Below are 15,576 nucleotides of genomic sequence, written 5' to 3' on the forward strand. Positions count from 1 at the left end.
GCCCCGTCCGGGTGATAACACGCCGTCTTCTCAGAACGGCGTCAGGTGATCAGTTGGTCTTGGTGGGCGCCTTGGTGGCCATGGCGGCGGCGGCCGCCCAGCTCGGGCAGGTGCGGGCCTCCAGCGGCACGTCGTAGGGCTGGTAATTGGAGGCGTTGACCACGGTCGGCTTCAGCACCACTTCGTTCACGATGGCCTCGTTGCGCAGGGAGCGGATGGCGACCATGGTGCCGATGCAGCCCTGCACGAAGCCGTTGTAGTCGCCCGAGGCGAGCAGCTTGCCGGCCTTGATGGCGTCGATCGCCTCCTTGGTGCCATTGATGCCAATGACCTTGGCCTTGCGGTTGGCGCCGTCCAGCGCCTCGATGGCGCCGATGGCCATGGCGTCGTTGGCGGCGAGCACGCCATCGATCTGCGGATGGGACTGCATCAGGTTTTCCATCACTTGCAGGCCCTGTAGGCGCTGGTAGTTGGCGGGCTGGCTCGCCAGCAGCTTCACGTCCTTGTTTTCCTTGATGGCGTCATTGAAGCCGCGCACCCGGTCGATGTTGGTGAGCGAGCCCTTCACGCCCTCCAGGATCACCACATTGCCCTTTCCGCCCATCTCCTTGAGCAGGTAGCGGCCGGTCTCCAGACCGAGGCTGTAGTCGTCGGCGCCGACGAAGGCGAGGAACTTGCCGCCGGCCGAGCGGTCGGTGACATTCACCACCGGGATCTTGGCGTCGTTGATCTGCTCCACGCCCGGCACCATGGCCTTGTAGTCCACCGGCACGAAGACGATCGCGCTCGGCTTTTTCACGATCACGTCCTCGATCTGGCTGAGCTGCTCGGGGATCGAGTCCGGCTTGGTGGGAATGTAGTGCACCACCTTGGCGCCCATGGACTTCGCCGCAGCCTCGGCGCCCACGCGCACGGTCTGGAAATAGGGATTGGTCTGGTTCTTGGTGAAGACGGCGATGGTCTCGTCCGCGGCCAGCGCGCCGGTGGACAGGAGCGCCACGGGCAGTGCCGCGGCGATGAGCTTGAGGTTGGACTTCAACGTCTTCATGGGGTCTTCCTCCGATTCTTGATATTTGGCTTTTTGACTTGGATTACGCTTCAGGACCGCTTGCGCCCGACCATGTCGAGCCAGACGGCGAAGATGACGATCACGCCCGTCACCAAAGGCTGCCAGCTGGCGTTCACGGCGAGCAGGTTCATGCCGTTCAGCACCAGCGTAAGGATGAGCGCGCCGACGAAGGTGCCGAACACGCTGCCCACTCCGCCGAAGAGCGATGCGCCGCCGATGAGCACCGCCGCGATGGCCGGCAGCGTCATCGCCTCGCCAATGTCCCCCTCGGCCGAGTTCAGTCGGGCGAGGAAGACGATGGACGCGACGCCCGCCATAGCGCCGGAGAAGGCGTAGACCAGGATCAGGCGCCGATCGACCGGGATGCCCGAAAGCCGTGCTGCCACGGGGTTCGCGCCGATGGCATAGATCTGCTGGCCCCACACGGTGCGCTGGGCGAAGACGGTGCCGGCGATGAGAAAGCCGATCATCAGGTAGACGGGGATCGGGATGCCGAGGAAATAGCCCGAACCGATATGGCGGAAGCCGGGCGGGAAGCCGTGAATGGTCTCGCCGGCCATGTAGTAATAGGTGACGCCGTGCAGCACCCACAGCATGCCGTAGGTGGCGATGAAGGAGGGGATGCGCAGCTTCGCCACCATCAGCCCGTTGCAGATGCCGATGGCGCAGCCCGTGGCGAGCCCCGTCAGCGTGCCGAGCGCCGGCGAGCCGGTTGCCTTGATGACGGTCGCCGCGAGGCAGGCGGAAAGCCCGATGTTCGCGCCCACCGAGAGGTCGAGCCCCCCGGTGAGGATCACCAGCGTGAGCCCCGAGGCGAGGAAGAACAGAAGGCTTGCCTGCCGCAGGACGTTGAGGATGTTGTTGGTGGTGAAGAAGGCGTCCGTCGCGACGCTCAGCGCCACGCACAGGAGGCCTGCCGCCAGCAGCCGGTAGATGAGCTGCTGCATGTCCTTGGACAGGTGGATGCGGGGCGTGCCCGCGGAGATGTCGCCGGCGAGGCTCATGACTTCTTGCTCCGCATGCCGTCGAGGAAGAGGGCGAAGATGACGAGGACGCCGATGCAGGCCACCTGCACCGAGGAGGGCACGGCCATGAGGTTCAGCCCGTTGCGCAGCACGCCCACAGTGAGCACGCCCATGAGGGTGCCGAAGATCCAGCCGTTGCCCTTCTCGAAGGAGGTGCCGCCCAGCGCCACGGCGGCGATGGCATCGAACTCCATGCCGATGGCGGCGGTGGGATGGCCGGCATTCATGCGCGCCGTCATCAGCAGGGCCGCGACGCCGGCCATGGCCCCGCCCAGCATGTAGACGGAGATGAGCAGCCGCTTCCACTTCACGCCGGCCAGCGTCAGCGCCTCGCGGTTGCCGCCCAGGGCGCAGATGTAGGTGCCGAAGCGGGTGTGGTAGAGCAGCACATGAAACAGGGCGTAGAAGCCCGCGCCGATGAGGATGGGGTTCGGGATGCCCGCCACCTCGCCGGAATAGACCAGCCGCACGAAGCGCGGGATGCCGACCACACTCTGCCCGTCCGAGACGATGAGCGCGAGCCCCTGCGCCGCCCCCAGCGTACCGAGGGTGGCGACGAAAGGCGGGATGCCCAGCGACGCCACCAGCCAGCCGTTGGTGAGGCCGAAGGCGAGGCCCACGCACAGCGCGCCGGCGAGCCCCAGCATCAGCGACTGGGTGGCCACCACGATCAGCGCCAGTACCAGCGAGGCGAGGGTGAGCACCGCGCCCATGGAGAGGTCGAGCCCCTCCGTCATGATGATGAGCGTCATGGGCAAAGCGAGGAGCAGCAGGATCACCGACTGCACCAGGATGTTGGAGAGATTGCCGGCGGTGAGGAAGCCGGGGCTCGCCACCGCGAACAGCACGCTGAGGCCGACGAGCGCCACGGCGACGCCGGGCACGGCGGGGATGCGCGGCCGCGCGGGGGCAGAGGGGGAGAGGGCGTGGTCACTCATCGTGCATCCCCATTCGGACGATGTTCTCTTCGGAGAGGTCGGCGCGGCCGAGTTCGCCGACGATGCGCTTGCCGCGCATGACGTAGGCGCGGTCGCAGACATGGACGATCTCCGCCTGCTCGGAAGAGATCATGAGCACCGCCGCCCCTTCGGCCACCAGTTGGTCGATGAGGGCGAAGATCTCTGACTTGGCGCCCACGTCGATGCCGCGGGTGGGTTCGTCGAAGATGAACAGGCGCGTGCCGGCGGCAAGCCACTTGCCGATCACCACCTTCTGCTGGTTGCCGCCGGAGAGGACGGCGACGCTCTGGTTCGGCGAGGGCGTGGCGATGCGCAGGCGCTGGATCAGCTCCTGCGCCGAGCGCCGGGCCTTGCCGGGCGAGAACATCATGTTGGGGAAGAGCTTCGGCAGGCCGGCCACGGCGAGGTTGTCGCTGACCGTGCGGATGAGGGCGAGGCCCTCCGCCTTCCGGCTCTCCGGGATGAGGCCGACGCCGGCGAAGGCCGCGGCGTCCGGGCCGCCGGTCCTCGGCTTGCCGAAGATGCGCACCTCGCCCGACGTCACCGCGTCCGCCCCGAAGATGGCGCGGGCCACCTCCGTGCGGCCGGAGCCGACGAGGCCGCACAGGCCGACGATCTCGCCGGCTCGCACCTTGAGGTCGATGTCGCGGATGCCGTTGGTGGAGGAAAGGCCCTTGGTCTCCAGCACCACCTCGCCCGGCTCCGTGGCGAAGCGGCGGGGATAGGACATGTCCACGTTGCGGCCGACCATCATCCGCACCAGTTCGTCCGGCGTGGTCTCGCCGGGGAGCGCGCGGCCCACCAGCTTGCCATCGCGCAGCACGGTGATGCGATCGCCGAGGGCGAACACCTCGGCCATGCGGTGCGAGATGTAGACGAGGGCGACGCCCTTCGCCTGCAACTGCCGCATCACCTCGAACAGGCGCTCGGTCTCGCGGTCGGAGAGCGCGGCAGTGGGCTCGTCCATCACGAGAATGCGGGCATCCTGCGACAGCGCCTTGCCGATCTCCACCATCTGCTGCTGGGCGACGCCGAGCTGATGCACCTTGGTGCGCGGGTCCACCTCCAGCCCGATCAAGTCGAGCACCTTCTGCGCCTCGCGATAGAGGCGGCGGCGGTCCGTCAGGCCGGGGATGCGCGAAGAGAATTCACGGCCGAGGAAGATGTTCTGCGCCACGTCCAGATAGGGGACGAGGGAGAATTCCTGGAAGATGACCGCGATGCCGAAGCGCCGCGCGTCGGCGGGGGAGCGGATCTCCACCTTCTCGCCGTTGTGGAAGTATTCGCCGGCATCCGCCTGATAGGCGCCGCACAGCACCTTCATGAGCGAAGACTTGCCGGCGCCGTTCTCGCCGAGGAGCATGTGCACCTCGCCCGGCCAGACGGCGAAGGACACGTCGTCCAGCGCCTTCACGCCTGGGAAGGTCTTTGAGATGCCCTTCAGTTCAAGGATCGGGGTGCCGGGCACGGCCGGGGGCGCGGCCAGCTCAAGGCGAGGCGATGGTGCCATGACCGCCCTCATGGTGCATCTCCTTGCTGTCTGTCTCGGGGCCGGAAGATCTTGCCGGGATTGAGGATGCCGTCGGGATCGAGCGCACCCTTGACGAGGCGCATCACGTCCACCGCATCGCCCAGCTCCAGGGGCAGAAAGTCCATCTTGCCGACGCCGACGCCGTGCTCGCCGGTGCAGGTGCCCTCCAGCGCGATGGCGCGGCGGGCGAGGCGGTCGCAGAAGGCCTTGGCACGGGCCAGTTCCTCGCTGCTGGCGGGATCGATCAGCACCAATAGGTGGAAGTTGCCGTCGCCCACATGGCCGACCACCGGGGCGGTGAGGCCCGTCTGCGCGATATCCGCCGCCGTCTCCACCAGGCATTCGGCGAGGCGCGAGATGGGCACGCAGACATCGGTGATCATCGCCTTCGCGCCGGGGCGCAGCGCGAGGCCGGCATAGAGCGTGTTGTCACGGGCGTGCCAGAGGCGGCCGCGCTCCTCCGGTGTCGTCGCCCACTGGAAGCCTTCGCCGCCGAACTCGGTCGCCAGCGCTTCGGTGGTCTCGGCCTGCTCGGCCACATAGGCCTTCGAGCCGTGGAACTCGAAGAAGAGATGCGGCACCTCGGGCAGGCCGAGCTTGGCGTGCAGGTTCATGCCACGCATCATCACCGCGTCGAGCAGTTCCACCCGCGCCACCGGCACGCCGGACTGGATGACGGCGATGGCCGTGTCCACCGCCGCCTTGAGGTCCGGGAAGGCGCAGACGGCGGAGGAGACGGCCTCCGGTTGCGGATGCAGCTTCAGCGTCACCTGCGTGATGACGCCGAGCGTGCCCTCCGCCCCCACGAACAGGCGGGTGAGATCATAGCCGGCGGCGGACTTGCGCGCCCTTTGCGCGGTACGGATGACGCGGCCGTCGGCCAGCACCACTTCCAGCGCCAGCACATTGTCCTTCATGGTGCCGTAACGCACCGCCATGGTGCCGGAGGCGCGCGTGGAGGTCATGCCGCCGATGGAGGCGTCGGCGCCGGGATCGATGGGAAAGAACAGGCCCGTGTCGCGCAGCTGGGCGTTGAGCTGCTTGCGGGTGATGCCGGGCTGGACGGTCACGTCCATGTCCTCCGCATTCACCTTCAGCACCGCATTCATCCGCCCCATGTCGAGGCAGACGCCGCCATGCAGCGCCGCCGCATTGCCCTCCAGCGAGGTGCCGGCTCCGAACGCGACGACCGGCACCTTCAGCTCGCGGCACAGGCGCACGACCGCCTGCACCTCGGCTGTCGTCTCGGGAAACACCACCACGTCCGGCGGTGTCGCCGCGTGATGGGCTTCGCTGCGGCCATGGTCGGCGAGCACTCCGGGCGCGCGGGTGGCCCGATCGCCGACGATCTCGGCGAGGCGTGCCAGCAGGCCATCCATGGGATGCGCCGCGATGGGCATATGGGCAGACATGCGTTCCTCCCTTCGCGCGTCCCGTTGGCCGGGCTTGCTGCGCGTCTGTCCGTCCCGTTACGCCGCTTGCGAAGCCGCGGCGGAGACGGGGTTGAGCTTGAAATCGTAGGTGAGCTGGCACCAGGGCTGGTCCATCCCCCGGCCGTCCGGCGCGACACCCGGCGCATGGGTGGTGAAATCGCGGATGAGTGAGTCCTTCACGCCGAACACCGCATCGCTGTCGAGATAGGTGTCGCCGGCGACGAACACATGGGTCACGAGCTTTTCGTGGCCGGGCGCCTCGATCATGAAATGCACATGGGCTGGCCGCCACGGATGGCGGCCCTGCGCCTCCAGCATCTTGCCCACCGGCCCGTCATGCGGGATGGGATAGGCGGCGGGCTTGATGGACCAGAAGGCGAAGCCGCCCTGATCGTCCGTGCGCAGGCGGGCGCGGGCCACGAGGCCATTCTCCTCGTGCTGCACGTCGTAATAGCCGTCCACGTCCGAGTGCCAGACATCGACGATGGCGTTCGCGAGCGGCGTGCCATCCAGCGTCGCGACCGAGCTGGAGACGAACATGGGCTCGCCCTCCAGATGCCCGGAAATATCCGTGCCGTTCGCCACCTCCGGCGGGCCCTCCACATAGAAGGGGCCGAGCACGGTGCTCTCGGTGACGGCGGTCTGGTGGTCGTGGTTGATGGCGTCCACCAGCATGGAGACACCAAGCGTGTCCGACAGCAGGATGAACTCCTGACGCGTGCCGGTGCACATGTGTCCGGTGTCCGTGAGGAAGGCGATGCCCTTCTCCCATTCCGCCTGGGTGGGGCGCACCTCGCGGATGAAATTGTGCAGGTGGCGGACGAGCGCCTCGCTGATCTCGCGGACGCGGGCATCAGGCGCGTTGGCGACGCGCTCCAGCACCGCCTGCGTGATGGAAAACTGGTCGAAATTCCTCATGCGAGCCTCCCGTCATTCTTGTCGAGATCCGGCTCGCCCAGTCCGGCGAGCCATTCGGCAAGGCGGACCGGTGCAATGAAGTCCGCCTCCCCGTCGCCGCGCCCGATGAGCGCGCCGTAGATCTCCCGCGTGAGCGTGGCGAGGGGCATGGCCATCTCGGCGGCGTGGCCGGCCCCGACGATGAGGTCGAGGTCCTTGGCCATCTGCCGGCAGGAGAAAGTGGAATTGAAGTCGCGCGTCTCAAGGCTCTTGGCCTTGTAGTGGACCATGGGCGAGCCCACCGCGCTGTTGGTGAGCACGTCGAGAATGTCCTGCCAGGCGAGGTTGCCCTTGCGGGCGAGCACGATGCTCTCGCCCATCATGGCCGCCGAGACCGCGATCATCAGGTTCACGGAGAGCTTGGCGTAGCGCGCCTCTTCCTGCGTCCCGAGATACTTCTGGGCGCGGGTGAAATCCTTGGCCACCGGCTCGAAAGTGTCGAACGCCGCGCGGGGGCCGGAGACGAAGCAGGTGAGGTTGCCGGTGTGGGCGATGGCGGCGTTGCCGGAGACCGGCGCGCGCAGATAGTGGATGCCCGCACGCTCCGCCGCGGCGCCCAGCTCGGCGGAGATGCCGGGGCTGACGGTGGAGGTCTCCACCAAGATCGCGCCCTTGCGCATGGCGGAGAGCAGCGGCCCCTCCAGCGCGACAGCCCTGAGTGCCTTATCGTCCGGCAGCGAGGTGAAGACGATGTCGCGGCCGGACGCATCCTGAAGCGTCGCGGCCGGGGTGACGCCGCCGGCGGCGGCCTCGGCGATGCGCTCCTGGTCGCGGTCGAAGCCGGCGATGTCGCGGTCCGCGCCGGCGAGGCGGGTGGAGATGGGCAGGCCCATCTTGCCCAGTCCGATCCAGCCGAGGGTCAAAGTGTCAGCCATCATCCTCTCCTCACGCCGCCTTTTTGCCGAGGCCGAGCTCATCGACGATGCGCGCGCCCGAGGCGGTGAGCCGGGCGAGGGTCTCGTCGAGGCCGGTGGCGAGCAGCGTCCTGTTCTTCTTCATGAAACGGCCGGCGATCATGACCGCCTCCACGTCGCCGCGCCCCGCCTGCATCACCACGGTGGCGACGGGATCATGCACCGGCTGGAGATGCAGCGCGCGGGCGTCGATGAGCACGAGGTCCGCCTGCTTGCCGGGGCTAAGGGAGCCGATGCGGGCGTCGAGGCCCAGCATCCGCGCGCCCTCGATGGTGATCCATTCCAGCGCCTGCCGGACCCGCACCGTGGACGTGGGCGGGATGACGCCGGTCTCGCGGCGGCTGTCCGTATTGTCGAGCACCCGCTGCATGCCGAGCGCGATGCGCGCGACACCCATCATGTCGCCGGCCAGCACGCTTTCGAGATCCACCCCGAGGGAGGGCGCGGCGCCGCGCTTCAGGAGGCGGCCGGTGACGGGGAAGCCGTGGCCCTGCGTCATCTCGTTTTCCGGCGTCACCGAGAAGGAGGCGCCGAGGTCCACGAGGCGGGAGAACAGTTCGTCGGAGAGATCGTTGCCGTGGACGATGTTGATGCCGGGGCCGACCAGCCCCTCGGCGATCAGCGTCTCCCAGCCGCCCGGCGTCTTCGCCGCGCCGCCGCCCTGATGCATGGAGGCGACGAGGCCGAGCTCGCGGGCGAGCCTGAAGTCGGCGCGGGCGGCCTCCATGGTGGAATAATGGGGGCCGAGGATGGCGAGGCCCAGCGTCAGCAGACCGTCGTCGCTGGCGAACGGTCCCCGCCGCAGGCGCTCGATCTCGGCGCGGGGATGCGGCACTTCGGAGAAATGCGGCTCGCCGGGCTTGGGATCGGGCTTGGGGGAGCCGTGGAAGAAGGCGGCGCGGATGCCGCTCTCGGCGAGCGCTTCCACCGCCGCGTCGGTGTGGTCGGGCGTGGGGTTGTTGTGGCACCAGTCCACCAGCGTAGTGGTGCCGGCATCGATCTGCCCGAGCGCGCCCACCAGCGTCGCGATGCCGATGTCCTCCGGCCGGAAGCGGGTGGCGAGGCCGGCATGCACCCAGCGGAAATACTCCAGCAGCGTCCAGTCGGCGGCGAGGCTCCTGAGGCCCGTCTGCCAAGTATGCATATGCGCATTGACGAAGCCGGGCACGCAGATGCGCCCTGCCCCATCCACCCGCTCCGCATCCGGCGCGTCGATGGCGAGAGCGATGGCGGCGATGCGGCCGTCCTCAATCAGGATGTCGCCCTTCGGCAGATCGCCGATGGCGGGCTCCATCGACAGGATGGTGGCGCCGGATATGAGGATGCGGGCGCCCATCAGGCCGCCTCCTCCGCTGGCACCGCCGCCACCGGCCGCTCGCCGGAATAGGCGCGTGCGATGAGGTCGCGGATGCCGTCGCGCGTCACAGGACGCGGGTTCCAGTAGGGGTTCTCCACCGCGATGTCGGCGGCGGTCTCGATGCCGTCCGCCGGCATGCCGATGTCCGAGAGCGCGCGCGGCACGCCCAGCGCCCGCACCAGATCGAACAGCCCCTGCGCCGCATCCGGCGCACCGAGCGCGCGGGTGATGGCGGCCATGGCCTCCGGCGCGGCGGGCGCGTTGTAGGCCACCGCGTGGGGGAGAACGATGGTGTGCGTCTCAGCATGCGGCAGGTTGAAGGTGCCACCGAGCGTGTGGCAGAGCTTGTGGTGCAGCGCCATGCCCACAGCACCGAGGCAGCAGCCGCAAAGCCACGCGCCGTAGAGCGCCATGGTGCGGGCCTCGATATTCGCCGGCTCATGGATGAGGATGGGCAGAGCGGAGGAGAGGGTGCGGATGCCGTCTTCCGCCATCAGCGAGATCACCGGATTGCGGTCGCGGGCGTAGAGCGCCTCCACCGCATGGGCGATGGCGTTGACGCCGGAGGTGGCGGAGAGGCCGGCCGGCAGGGTGAGCGTGAGGTCCACGTCGTAGATCACGGCTTCCGGCAGCACGTCCAGCGAGCGGATGGTGGTCTTGCGCCCCTCCTGCGTCTCGCCGAGGATGGGCGTCATTTCCGAACCAGCATAGGTGGTGGGGATGACCAGTTGCGGCACGCCGGTGCGCAGCGCCAGCGCCTTGCCGAGGCCCGTGGTGGAGCCGCCGCCAAGCGCGACGACGCAGTCCGCATCGGCGGCCTTCAGCGCATCCAGGGCCTGCTCCGTCACCTCCACCGGCGTGTGCATGGTGGCGCCGGGAAAGACGCCCGCGCACGCTTCGCCGATGAGCCCGCCGATGCGCTCGCCCTCGCCCGCCTGCTGCGGCGTGGTCAGCACCAGCGCCCGTCGCGCGCCGAGCCGCGCCACCTCGGCGCCAACCTCGGCGACGGTACCGCGACCGAAGCGGACGCGGATGGGCAGGGCCTCGTAGGTGAAGCTCTCGATCATGGTTCAGATCCGTTCGCGACGCACCGGAGGCGCGCCCTGAGGTCACTCGCCCGCAAGGAGGGCGCCGCGGGGATGCGGGATCGGGGCAGCGGCGGGATGACGGGTCTCGATGGCGCCGAACGCGGCATCCTCGACCACATAATCCACCTGGAAGCGCGCGATGCGCAGGTCCGCCAGTTCCTGACGCACGCGCAGATGCTCGGGATGGGAGGCGTAGGCGGCGAGATCGGCGGCGGTGGCGAATTCGGATACCAGCACCACGTCGCAGGCATAATCGACGTCGGAAATGTCGAGGCCGATCTCGACGCGGGTCATGCCGGCGACGCGGCCGCGCAGGCCCTCGAACGCAGCCTTGACCTTCTGGCGGGCGGCGGCGCGCTCCTCGCGCGTCTCTCCGCTCACGCGCCACATCACGATGTGGCGGATGGGTCCCATCATTGGCGTTTCCTCGACCTATTGGTCTTTCGTTGGATGCGAGTTTTGACTTGCGCACAGCGGAAATAAACGGGATTTTCTGGAACTGTCTTTTGCGTAAAGTGAAAATATGGATCGCCTGACCCAGATCGAGGTGTTCGTGAAGACCGCCGAGCTGCGCAGCCTCTCGCGGGCGGCGGAGGCACTGGGCATGTCCAATGCGGCGGTGAGCCGGCATCTCGCGGCGCTGGAGGAGCGCCTCGCCGCACGCCTCGTGGAGCGCAACACCCGCCGCCTCTGGCTGACCGAGGCGGGGCAGGAATTCTACCAGCGCAGCGGCACGCTCCTCACAGAGCTGGCGGAGGCCGAAGAGGCGGTAAACGAGCACACCCTCGCCCCGCAGGGCCTGCTGCGAGTGACGAGTTCGCTCTCCTTCGCCACCATCTATCTCGCGCCCATGCTGCCGGGATTCCGCAAGCTCTATCCCAAGCTCAACGTCCATATCGCGGTCGCCAACCGCTACCTCGACTTCATCGAGGCGGGCATCGACGTCGCCATCCGCACCCGCCTGCACGAGCCGGACACCAACATCATCGTGCGCCGCCTCGGCCGGATGCGGCGCGTGCTGGCCGCTTCACCTGCTTATCTGGAAGGGCACGGCCGCCCACGCGAGCCGGCCGACCTCACGCGGCACGACATGCTGGTCTACAATTTGGCGCAGGACCCGTTCTCCCTGCGCCTCACCAAGGGCGACGCGGAGCGCACCGTGCGCATCACCGGCGCGCTGGACTGCAATGACGGGCAGGTGATCCGACAGGCGGCCCTCTCAGGCCTCGGCATCCTCATCCAGCCGCTCTACATCGTGCAGGACGACCTCGCCTCCGGGCGCCTCGTTGCAGTGATGCAGGATTGGCAATTGCCCATGCTGACCATGAACATCGCCTACCAGAACCGCGAACGCCTGCCGGCGAAGATCCGCGTGTTCACCGACTATCTCGTCAATTACGTCCGGCAGGTTTCGAGCAGCGGCATCTGGTCGGCCTGACCCGGCGCGTGTTGCCGGGGCGCAGGGTTTCGCCATGATGGGGTGATCCGACACCCCTTGCCTTCCGGGCGGCCCATGCAGCACATCCTCGGTGCCTTTTCAGCTCTCGATCCGCTCATTGCGCTCGGGGTGTTCATCGCCACGGCCGCCACCGACGCCTGCTACGTGGCCTTCACCTCGGCCGTGGTGGCGCGCCGACGCCTCTCGGCGGCCAACTGGTCGAGCGTCTGGTACATGCTCTCCTCGTTCGCCGTCATCAGCTACACGGAGAACTGGGTCTATGTGGTGTTCGCGGCAGCGGGCTCGTGGATCGGTGCCTTCCTGTCGCTGACCCTGCTCCACCGCCCCGGCGGGAAGGTGGCGCCTGTCGGCTCCTCCCCGCCGGAATAGCGATTGCGGCCGCGATCCTCAGCCGGCCGCGGCGGCGTCGACCTCACGGAACACCTCCTGCGCGATGCGCGAGGTCTCCAGCGCCACCGGAACACCGCAATAGATCGCGATCTGCAGCACCACCTCGCGGATCTCGTCGCGGGTGACGCCGTTGGTCAGCGCCCCCTTGACGTGAAGCTTCAGTTCGTGCGGACGATTCAGCGCCGACAGCATGACGATGTTGAGCATGCTCCGCGTCTTGCGCTCCAGCCCCGGCCGGCCCCAGATCGCGCCCCAGCAATATTCGGTGACCAGTTCCTGCAGGGGGCGGGCGAACTCGTCCACATTGGCCATGGAGCGCTCCACATGGGCGGCGCCCAGCACCGCCTTGCGGATCTCCATGCCCTTGTGCAGCAGGCTGGCGGCTTCGGTCGTTTCGGTCATCTGACTATTCCTGGATGAATGGGCGTGACGTGAAGGGGTGCAGGTCAGGATTTCGGCTTGCCGACGATGAGGCGCTTCTCGACGAGGGTCACCGCAAGGTCGAGCACCAGCGCGAAGACGGTAAGGACGATAATGCCGGCAAAGACGGCATTCACATCGAACGTCGCCTCCGCCTGGAGGATCAGGTAGCCGACGCCCCGGGCCGAGCCGAGATATTCGCCCACCACCGCGCCGACGAAGGCCATGCCCACCGACATGTGCAGGCTGGAGAACACCCAGCTCAACGCCGAGGGGATATAGACGGTGGTGAGAAGCTGGCGCCGGTTCGCACCCAGCATCCGCGAATTGGCGAGAATGACCGGGTTCACCTCCCGCACGCCTTGGAAGACGTTGAAGAAGACCACGAAGAACACCAGCGTCACGCCCAGCGCCACCTTGGAGCCGATGCCGAGGCCGAACCAGACGATGAAGATGGGGCCGAGGATGACCCGTGGCATGGCGTTCAATGCCTTGATGTAGGGATCGAACAGCGCTGCGGTGAGCGGCGAGAGGCCGAGCCACAGACCGATGCCGATGCCCGACGCCACGCCGAGCAGAAAGGCGAGCAGCGTCTCGATCAGGGTGGTCGCGAGATGGACGAAAATCTCGCCCGTCACGAACCAGCTGACGATCTGCTGGAACACCAGCACCGGATCGCCGAAGAAGAAGACCGGCAGGGCCTTGGACCGCACCAGCGCGTACCAGGCGATGATGAGGGCGGCGAACAGTGCCGCCTGCAGTGCCGTGAGGACGATGGGACCCGGCATCACGCGCCGGCGGGACCGTCGTTGCGGGCGGGCGGCGGGGCGGCCGGGGGCAGTGCGGCCGGAGGCGCTGGGATCGGCGATCACGGCGTCAGTCCGCAAGTTTGCGCTGATTTCGCTCATAGGCTTTCAGGACCTCTTCCTTCATGGCGTCCCAGATCTGGTGGTAGAGCTCGACGAAGCGCGGCGTCATGCGGATCTCGGCGACGTCGCGCGGCCGCGGCAGGTCGATGCGGAACTCGGCGATGGGGTGCGTAGAGGGGCCGGCGGACAGGATGATGACCCGGTCCGACAGGGAGATCGCCTCTTCCAGGTCATGGGTGATGAACAGCACCGACTTGCGATAGGTGGTCCAGAGCTGGAGCAGCTCGTTTTCCATCAGCACGCGCGTCTGCACGTCCAGTGCGCTGAACGGCTCGTCCATGAGCACGATCTTGGGATCGCGAATGAGCGTCTGCGCCAGCGCGACGCGCTTGCGCATGCCGCCGGACATTTCGTGCGGGAAGCGCTCGCCATGTCCGGAAAGCCCGACGCGGACGAGCCATTCGTTCCCCAGCCGCTCGGCCGCCTTGCGCTGCGTCCCCGCATATTCGAGGCCGGTGATGACGTTGGACAGCGCGGTTCGCCACGGCATCAGCGCGTCCGCCTGGAAGAGATAGCCGGCATCCGCATTGATGCCCTCCAGCGACCGGCCATAGACGCAGATATCGCCCTCCGAGGGCTCGAGCAGGCCCGCGGCGACATTCAGCAGGGTGGACTTGCCGCAGCCGGTGGGACCGACGATGGAAACGAACTCGCCATCCCCCACGTGCAGGCTGGCGTCGTCCACCGCCGTATAGGCGCCGAAGCGGACCGAGACGTGATCGAACCGGAGGGCGGGCGGCGGGCCGGCGTGAGCCGAGAGGTCGTGAGCCGAGAGGTCGCCGGCGGGCGCGCGCATGCGGGCGGGGCCGGCTTCCGGTTGAAGGCCGAAGGTCATGGAACGTCTCCCTGGAGGCGCGGGAACTGGGGGGCGCGGGACCGAGGGGCCGGCATCGGCCCCTCGGAGACGCGTCAGTGCTTCGCGGCCGGGCCGTATTTCTTGAGCGCACGCTCCACGAGGCCGTTGTCGTAGGTGCGCGGGATGTCGAGGCTGGCCGATTTCAGCGCCGGCTCCATCACCGAGATGGTGGCGAGCACGTTTTTCGCCGCCTCCGGCGTCACGATGCCGTCCCACTGGAAGGCGGAAAGGTTCTGCTGCAGCGATTTGCGGTAGAGCGCTTCGTCGGCCTTGTAATATTCGGCCGGAACCGAGGCGATGATGTCGTCGATGCTTGCGGTCTTCAGCCACTGCATGGCCCGGACCAGCGCATTGGACACGGCCTGCGACGTGTTCGGATTGGCCTTGATGAAGTCGGTGCGGGCGTAGAGGCAATCGGCGAGGTAAGGGCCCCCGAAGGCGATCTGCGAACCTTCAGCGTTCCGGCTGTCCACCAGCACCACCACTTCCTTCGCATCGGTGAGCGAGGTGATGGCGGGATCCAGATTGACGATGGCATCAAGCTCGGTGCCGGTGCGAATGGCGGCGACCGCGCTCGGGCCGGTGCCGATCGAGATGAAGCTCGCATCCTTCCAGTTCACGCCGGCCCGTTCCAGCAGCTGGGCGACGAAATTCTGCGTGGAGGCGCCCGGCGCCGAGATGCCGATCTTCTTGCCCTTGAGATCCTTGACGCCCTTGATGCTGTCCGCCTTCGTCGCGCGCACGGCGAGCACATTGCCTGGATAGCGACCGAAGACGGTGATGCAGGTGAGATCCTGCCCCTTGGACTGCAGCCGCAGCATGTGCTCGTAGGCCCCTTCGCCGATGTCGGCGCCGCCGGCGACCACGGCCTGGAGGGCTGCGGTGCCCGAGCTGAAGGCCGTGGAATCCACCGTAAGGCCTTCGTCCTCGAAGTATTTCTTATTTAGCGCGACGAAGTACGCGATCTTGTTCATCTGGCTGATGGAACCGCCGACCGCGATCGAGATCTTCGGCTTCTCGAGGCCCGCGGCCCCGGCCGCTCCCGGCAGGAGGGCGAGGCCCATCCATCCGGCGGCGATGATGCTTCTGACGATGGACATTAGCTTCCTCCACGGATGCGACATTTGCTTGGCGGCGTCGCTTGAGGGGCGCTTGGCGCCCTCTTCATATTCTGACTTATTGTATGACA

15 protein-coding genes and 1 pseudogene are annotated in these 15,576 nt (G+C 67.6%); 2 read left to right on the plus strand and 14 right to left on the minus strand.

Going from position 1 to position 15,576, the window contains the following annotated elements; genetic code table 11:
* Nucleotides 1–49: 49 nt before the first annotated feature.
* The 10 genes and pseudogenes from XAN126_RS0121600 to XAN126_RS0121645 all read right to left on the minus strand — a co-directional run.
* Complete coding sequence (locus XAN126_RS0121600; protein ID WP_029877559.1) at nucleotides 50–1,048, minus strand: sugar ABC transporter substrate-binding protein; 999 nt, start codon at nucleotides 1,046–1,048, stop codon at nucleotides 50–52.
* 50 nt (nucleotides 1,049–1,098) lie between these two features.
* Nucleotides 1,099–2,073 carry an ABC transporter permease gene (locus XAN126_RS0121605; RefSeq protein ID WP_024280640.1) on the minus strand — a complete coding sequence of 325 codons (975 nt, stop codon included), beginning with the start codon at nucleotides 2,071–2,073 and terminating at the stop codon, nucleotides 1,099–1,101.
* Nucleotides 2,070–3,032, minus strand: a complete 963-nt coding sequence (locus XAN126_RS0121610) for an ABC transporter permease (protein ID WP_024280641.1) — start codon at nucleotides 3,030–3,032, stop codon at nucleotides 2,070–2,072. Before XAN126_RS0121610 ends, XAN126_RS0121605 begins: the two co-directional genes overlap by 4 nt.
* Nucleotides 3,025–4,563 carry a sugar ABC transporter ATP-binding protein gene (locus XAN126_RS0121615; protein ID WP_024280642.1) on the minus strand — a complete coding sequence of 513 codons (1,539 nt, stop codon included), beginning with the start codon at nucleotides 4,561–4,563 and terminating at the stop codon, nucleotides 3,025–3,027. The genes XAN126_RS0121610 and XAN126_RS0121615 overlap by 8 nt, the downstream gene beginning before the upstream one ends.
* Before the next feature lie 8 nt (nucleotides 4,564–4,571).
* Nucleotides 4,572–5,996: an FAD-linked oxidase C-terminal domain-containing protein gene (locus tag XAN126_RS0121620; protein WP_245272311.1), complete on the minus strand. Its 1,425-nt coding sequence runs from the start codon at nucleotides 5,994–5,996 to the stop codon at nucleotides 4,572–4,574.
* 57 nt (nucleotides 5,997–6,053) lie between these two features.
* The gene (locus XAN126_RS0121625; protein ID WP_024280644.1) at nucleotides 6,054–6,935 is read right to left on the minus strand and encodes an intradiol ring-cleavage dioxygenase; all 882 of its coding nucleotides are present in this window, start codon (nucleotides 6,933–6,935) and stop codon (nucleotides 6,054–6,056) included.
* Complete coding sequence (locus tag XAN126_RS0121630) at nucleotides 6,932–7,849, minus strand: NAD(P)-dependent oxidoreductase (RefSeq protein ID WP_024280645.1); 918 nt, start codon at nucleotides 7,847–7,849, stop codon at nucleotides 6,932–6,934. Before XAN126_RS0121630 ends, XAN126_RS0121625 begins: the two co-directional genes overlap by 4 nt.
* Before the next feature lie 10 nt (nucleotides 7,850–7,859).
* Nucleotides 7,860–9,224, minus strand: coding sequence for an amidohydrolase family protein (locus XAN126_RS0121635; RefSeq protein WP_024280646.1), 1,365 nt, complete (start codon nucleotides 9,222–9,224; stop codon nucleotides 7,860–7,862).
* Entirely contained in the window at nucleotides 9,224–10,312 is a 1,089-nt protein-coding gene (locus XAN126_RS0121640; protein ID WP_024280647.1) for a maleylacetate reductase, read from the minus strand. The genes XAN126_RS0121635 and XAN126_RS0121640 overlap by 1 nt, the downstream gene beginning before the upstream one ends.
* Nucleotides 10,313–10,438: 126 nt before the next feature.
* Nucleotides 10,439–10,750 (minus strand): annotated as a pseudogene (locus XAN126_RS0121645) (Dabb family protein); the annotation flags it as partial.
* 106 nt (nucleotides 10,751–10,856) lie between these two features.
* On the opposite strand from XAN126_RS0121645, the gene XAN126_RS0121650 reads away from it, so the two are divergent.
* Entirely contained in the window at nucleotides 10,857–11,771 is a 915-nt protein-coding gene (locus XAN126_RS0121650) for a LysR family transcriptional regulator (protein WP_024280649.1), read from the plus strand.
* Between the two features lie 75 nt (nucleotides 11,772–11,846).
* Entirely contained in the window at nucleotides 11,847–12,161 is a 315-nt protein-coding gene (locus XAN126_RS0121655) for a hypothetical protein (RefSeq protein ID WP_024280650.1), read from the plus strand.
* An 18-nt stretch (nucleotides 12,162–12,179) separates the two neighbouring features.
* Here XAN126_RS0121655 and XAN126_RS0121660 read toward each other — a convergent pair whose 3' ends face one another.
* From XAN126_RS0121660 to XAN126_RS0121675, 4 genes are all read right to left on the minus strand, one after another.
* Nucleotides 12,180–12,584, minus strand: coding sequence for a carboxymuconolactone decarboxylase family protein (locus XAN126_RS0121660; protein ID WP_024280651.1), 405 nt, complete (start codon nucleotides 12,582–12,584; stop codon nucleotides 12,180–12,182).
* A gap of 44 nt (nucleotides 12,585–12,628) precedes the next feature.
* Nucleotides 12,629–13,390, minus strand: a complete 762-nt coding sequence (locus XAN126_RS0121665) for an ABC transporter permease (protein WP_024280652.1) — start codon at nucleotides 13,388–13,390, stop codon at nucleotides 12,629–12,631.
* A gap of 88 nt (nucleotides 13,391–13,478) precedes the next feature.
* On the minus strand, nucleotides 13,479–14,366 hold the full coding sequence (locus XAN126_RS0121670) for an ABC transporter ATP-binding protein (RefSeq protein WP_024280653.1): 888 nt from the start codon (nucleotides 14,364–14,366) through the stop codon (nucleotides 13,479–13,481).
* 74 nt (nucleotides 14,367–14,440) lie between these two features.
* Nucleotides 14,441–15,487, minus strand: a complete 1,047-nt coding sequence (locus tag XAN126_RS0121675; RefSeq protein ID WP_038225343.1) for an ABC transporter substrate-binding protein — start codon at nucleotides 15,485–15,487, stop codon at nucleotides 14,441–14,443.
* Nucleotides 15,488–15,576 lie beyond the last annotated feature (89 nt).

It is taken from the genome of Xanthobacter sp. 126 (genome assembly GCF_000526175.1).
Classification (GTDB): domain Bacteria; phylum Pseudomonadota; class Alphaproteobacteria; order Rhizobiales; family Xanthobacteraceae; genus Xanthobacter; species Xanthobacter aminoxidans.

What these genes read in the sequence shown, in the direction of transcription:
- XAN126_RS0121610 (WP_024280641.1), bottom strand. Translation starts at nt 3,032, where the DNA reads ATGAGTGACCACGCCCTCTCCCCCTCTGCCCCCGCGCGGCCGCGCATC.
- XAN126_RS0121675 (WP_038225343.1), bottom strand. Translation starts at nt 15,487, where the DNA reads ATGTCCATCGTCAGAAGCATCATCGCCGCCGGATGGATGGGCCTCGCC.
- XAN126_RS0121605 (WP_024280640.1), bottom strand. Translation starts at nt 2,073, where the DNA reads ATGAGCCTCGCCGGCGACATCTCCGCGGGCACGCCCCGCATCCACCTG.
- XAN126_RS0121625 (WP_024280644.1), bottom strand. Translation starts at nt 6,935, where the DNA reads ATGAGGAATTTCGACCAGTTTTCCATCACGCAGGCGGTGCTGGAGCGC.
- XAN126_RS0121665 (WP_024280652.1), bottom strand. Translation starts at nt 13,390, where the DNA reads ATGCCGGGTCCCATCGTCCTCACGGCACTGCAGGCGGCACTGTTCGCC.
- XAN126_RS0121670 (WP_024280653.1), bottom strand. Translation starts at nt 14,366, where the DNA reads ATGACCTTCGGCCTTCAACCGGAAGCCGGCCCCGCCCGCATGCGCGCG.
- XAN126_RS0121660 (WP_024280651.1), bottom strand. Translation starts at nt 12,584, where the DNA reads ATGACCGAAACGACCGAAGCCGCCAGCCTGCTGCACAAGGGCATGGAG.
- XAN126_RS0121650 (WP_024280649.1), top strand. Translation starts at nt 10,857, where the DNA reads ATGGATCGCCTGACCCAGATCGAGGTGTTCGTGAAGACCGCCGAGCTG.
- XAN126_RS0121655 (WP_024280650.1), top strand. Translation starts at nt 11,847, where the DNA reads ATGCAGCACATCCTCGGTGCCTTTTCAGCTCTCGATCCGCTCATTGCG.
- XAN126_RS0121630 (WP_024280645.1), bottom strand. Translation starts at nt 7,849, where the DNA reads ATGGCTGACACTTTGACCCTCGGCTGGATCGGACTGGGCAAGATGGGC.
- XAN126_RS0121615 (WP_024280642.1), bottom strand. Translation starts at nt 4,563, where the DNA reads ATGGCACCATCGCCTCGCCTTGAGCTGGCCGCGCCCCCGGCCGTGCCC.
- XAN126_RS0121640 (WP_024280647.1), bottom strand. Translation starts at nt 10,312, where the DNA reads ATGATCGAGAGCTTCACCTACGAGGCCCTGCCCATCCGCGTCCGCTTC.
- XAN126_RS0121635 (WP_024280646.1), bottom strand. Translation starts at nt 9,224, where the DNA reads ATGGGCGCCCGCATCCTCATATCCGGCGCCACCATCCTGTCGATGGAG.
- XAN126_RS0121600 (WP_029877559.1), bottom strand. Translation starts at nt 1,048, where the DNA reads ATGAAGACGTTGAAGTCCAACCTCAAGCTCATCGCCGCGGCACTGCCC.
- XAN126_RS0121620 (WP_245272311.1), bottom strand. Translation starts at nt 5,996, where the DNA reads ATGTCTGCCCATATGCCCATCGCGGCGCATCCCATGGATGGCCTGCTG.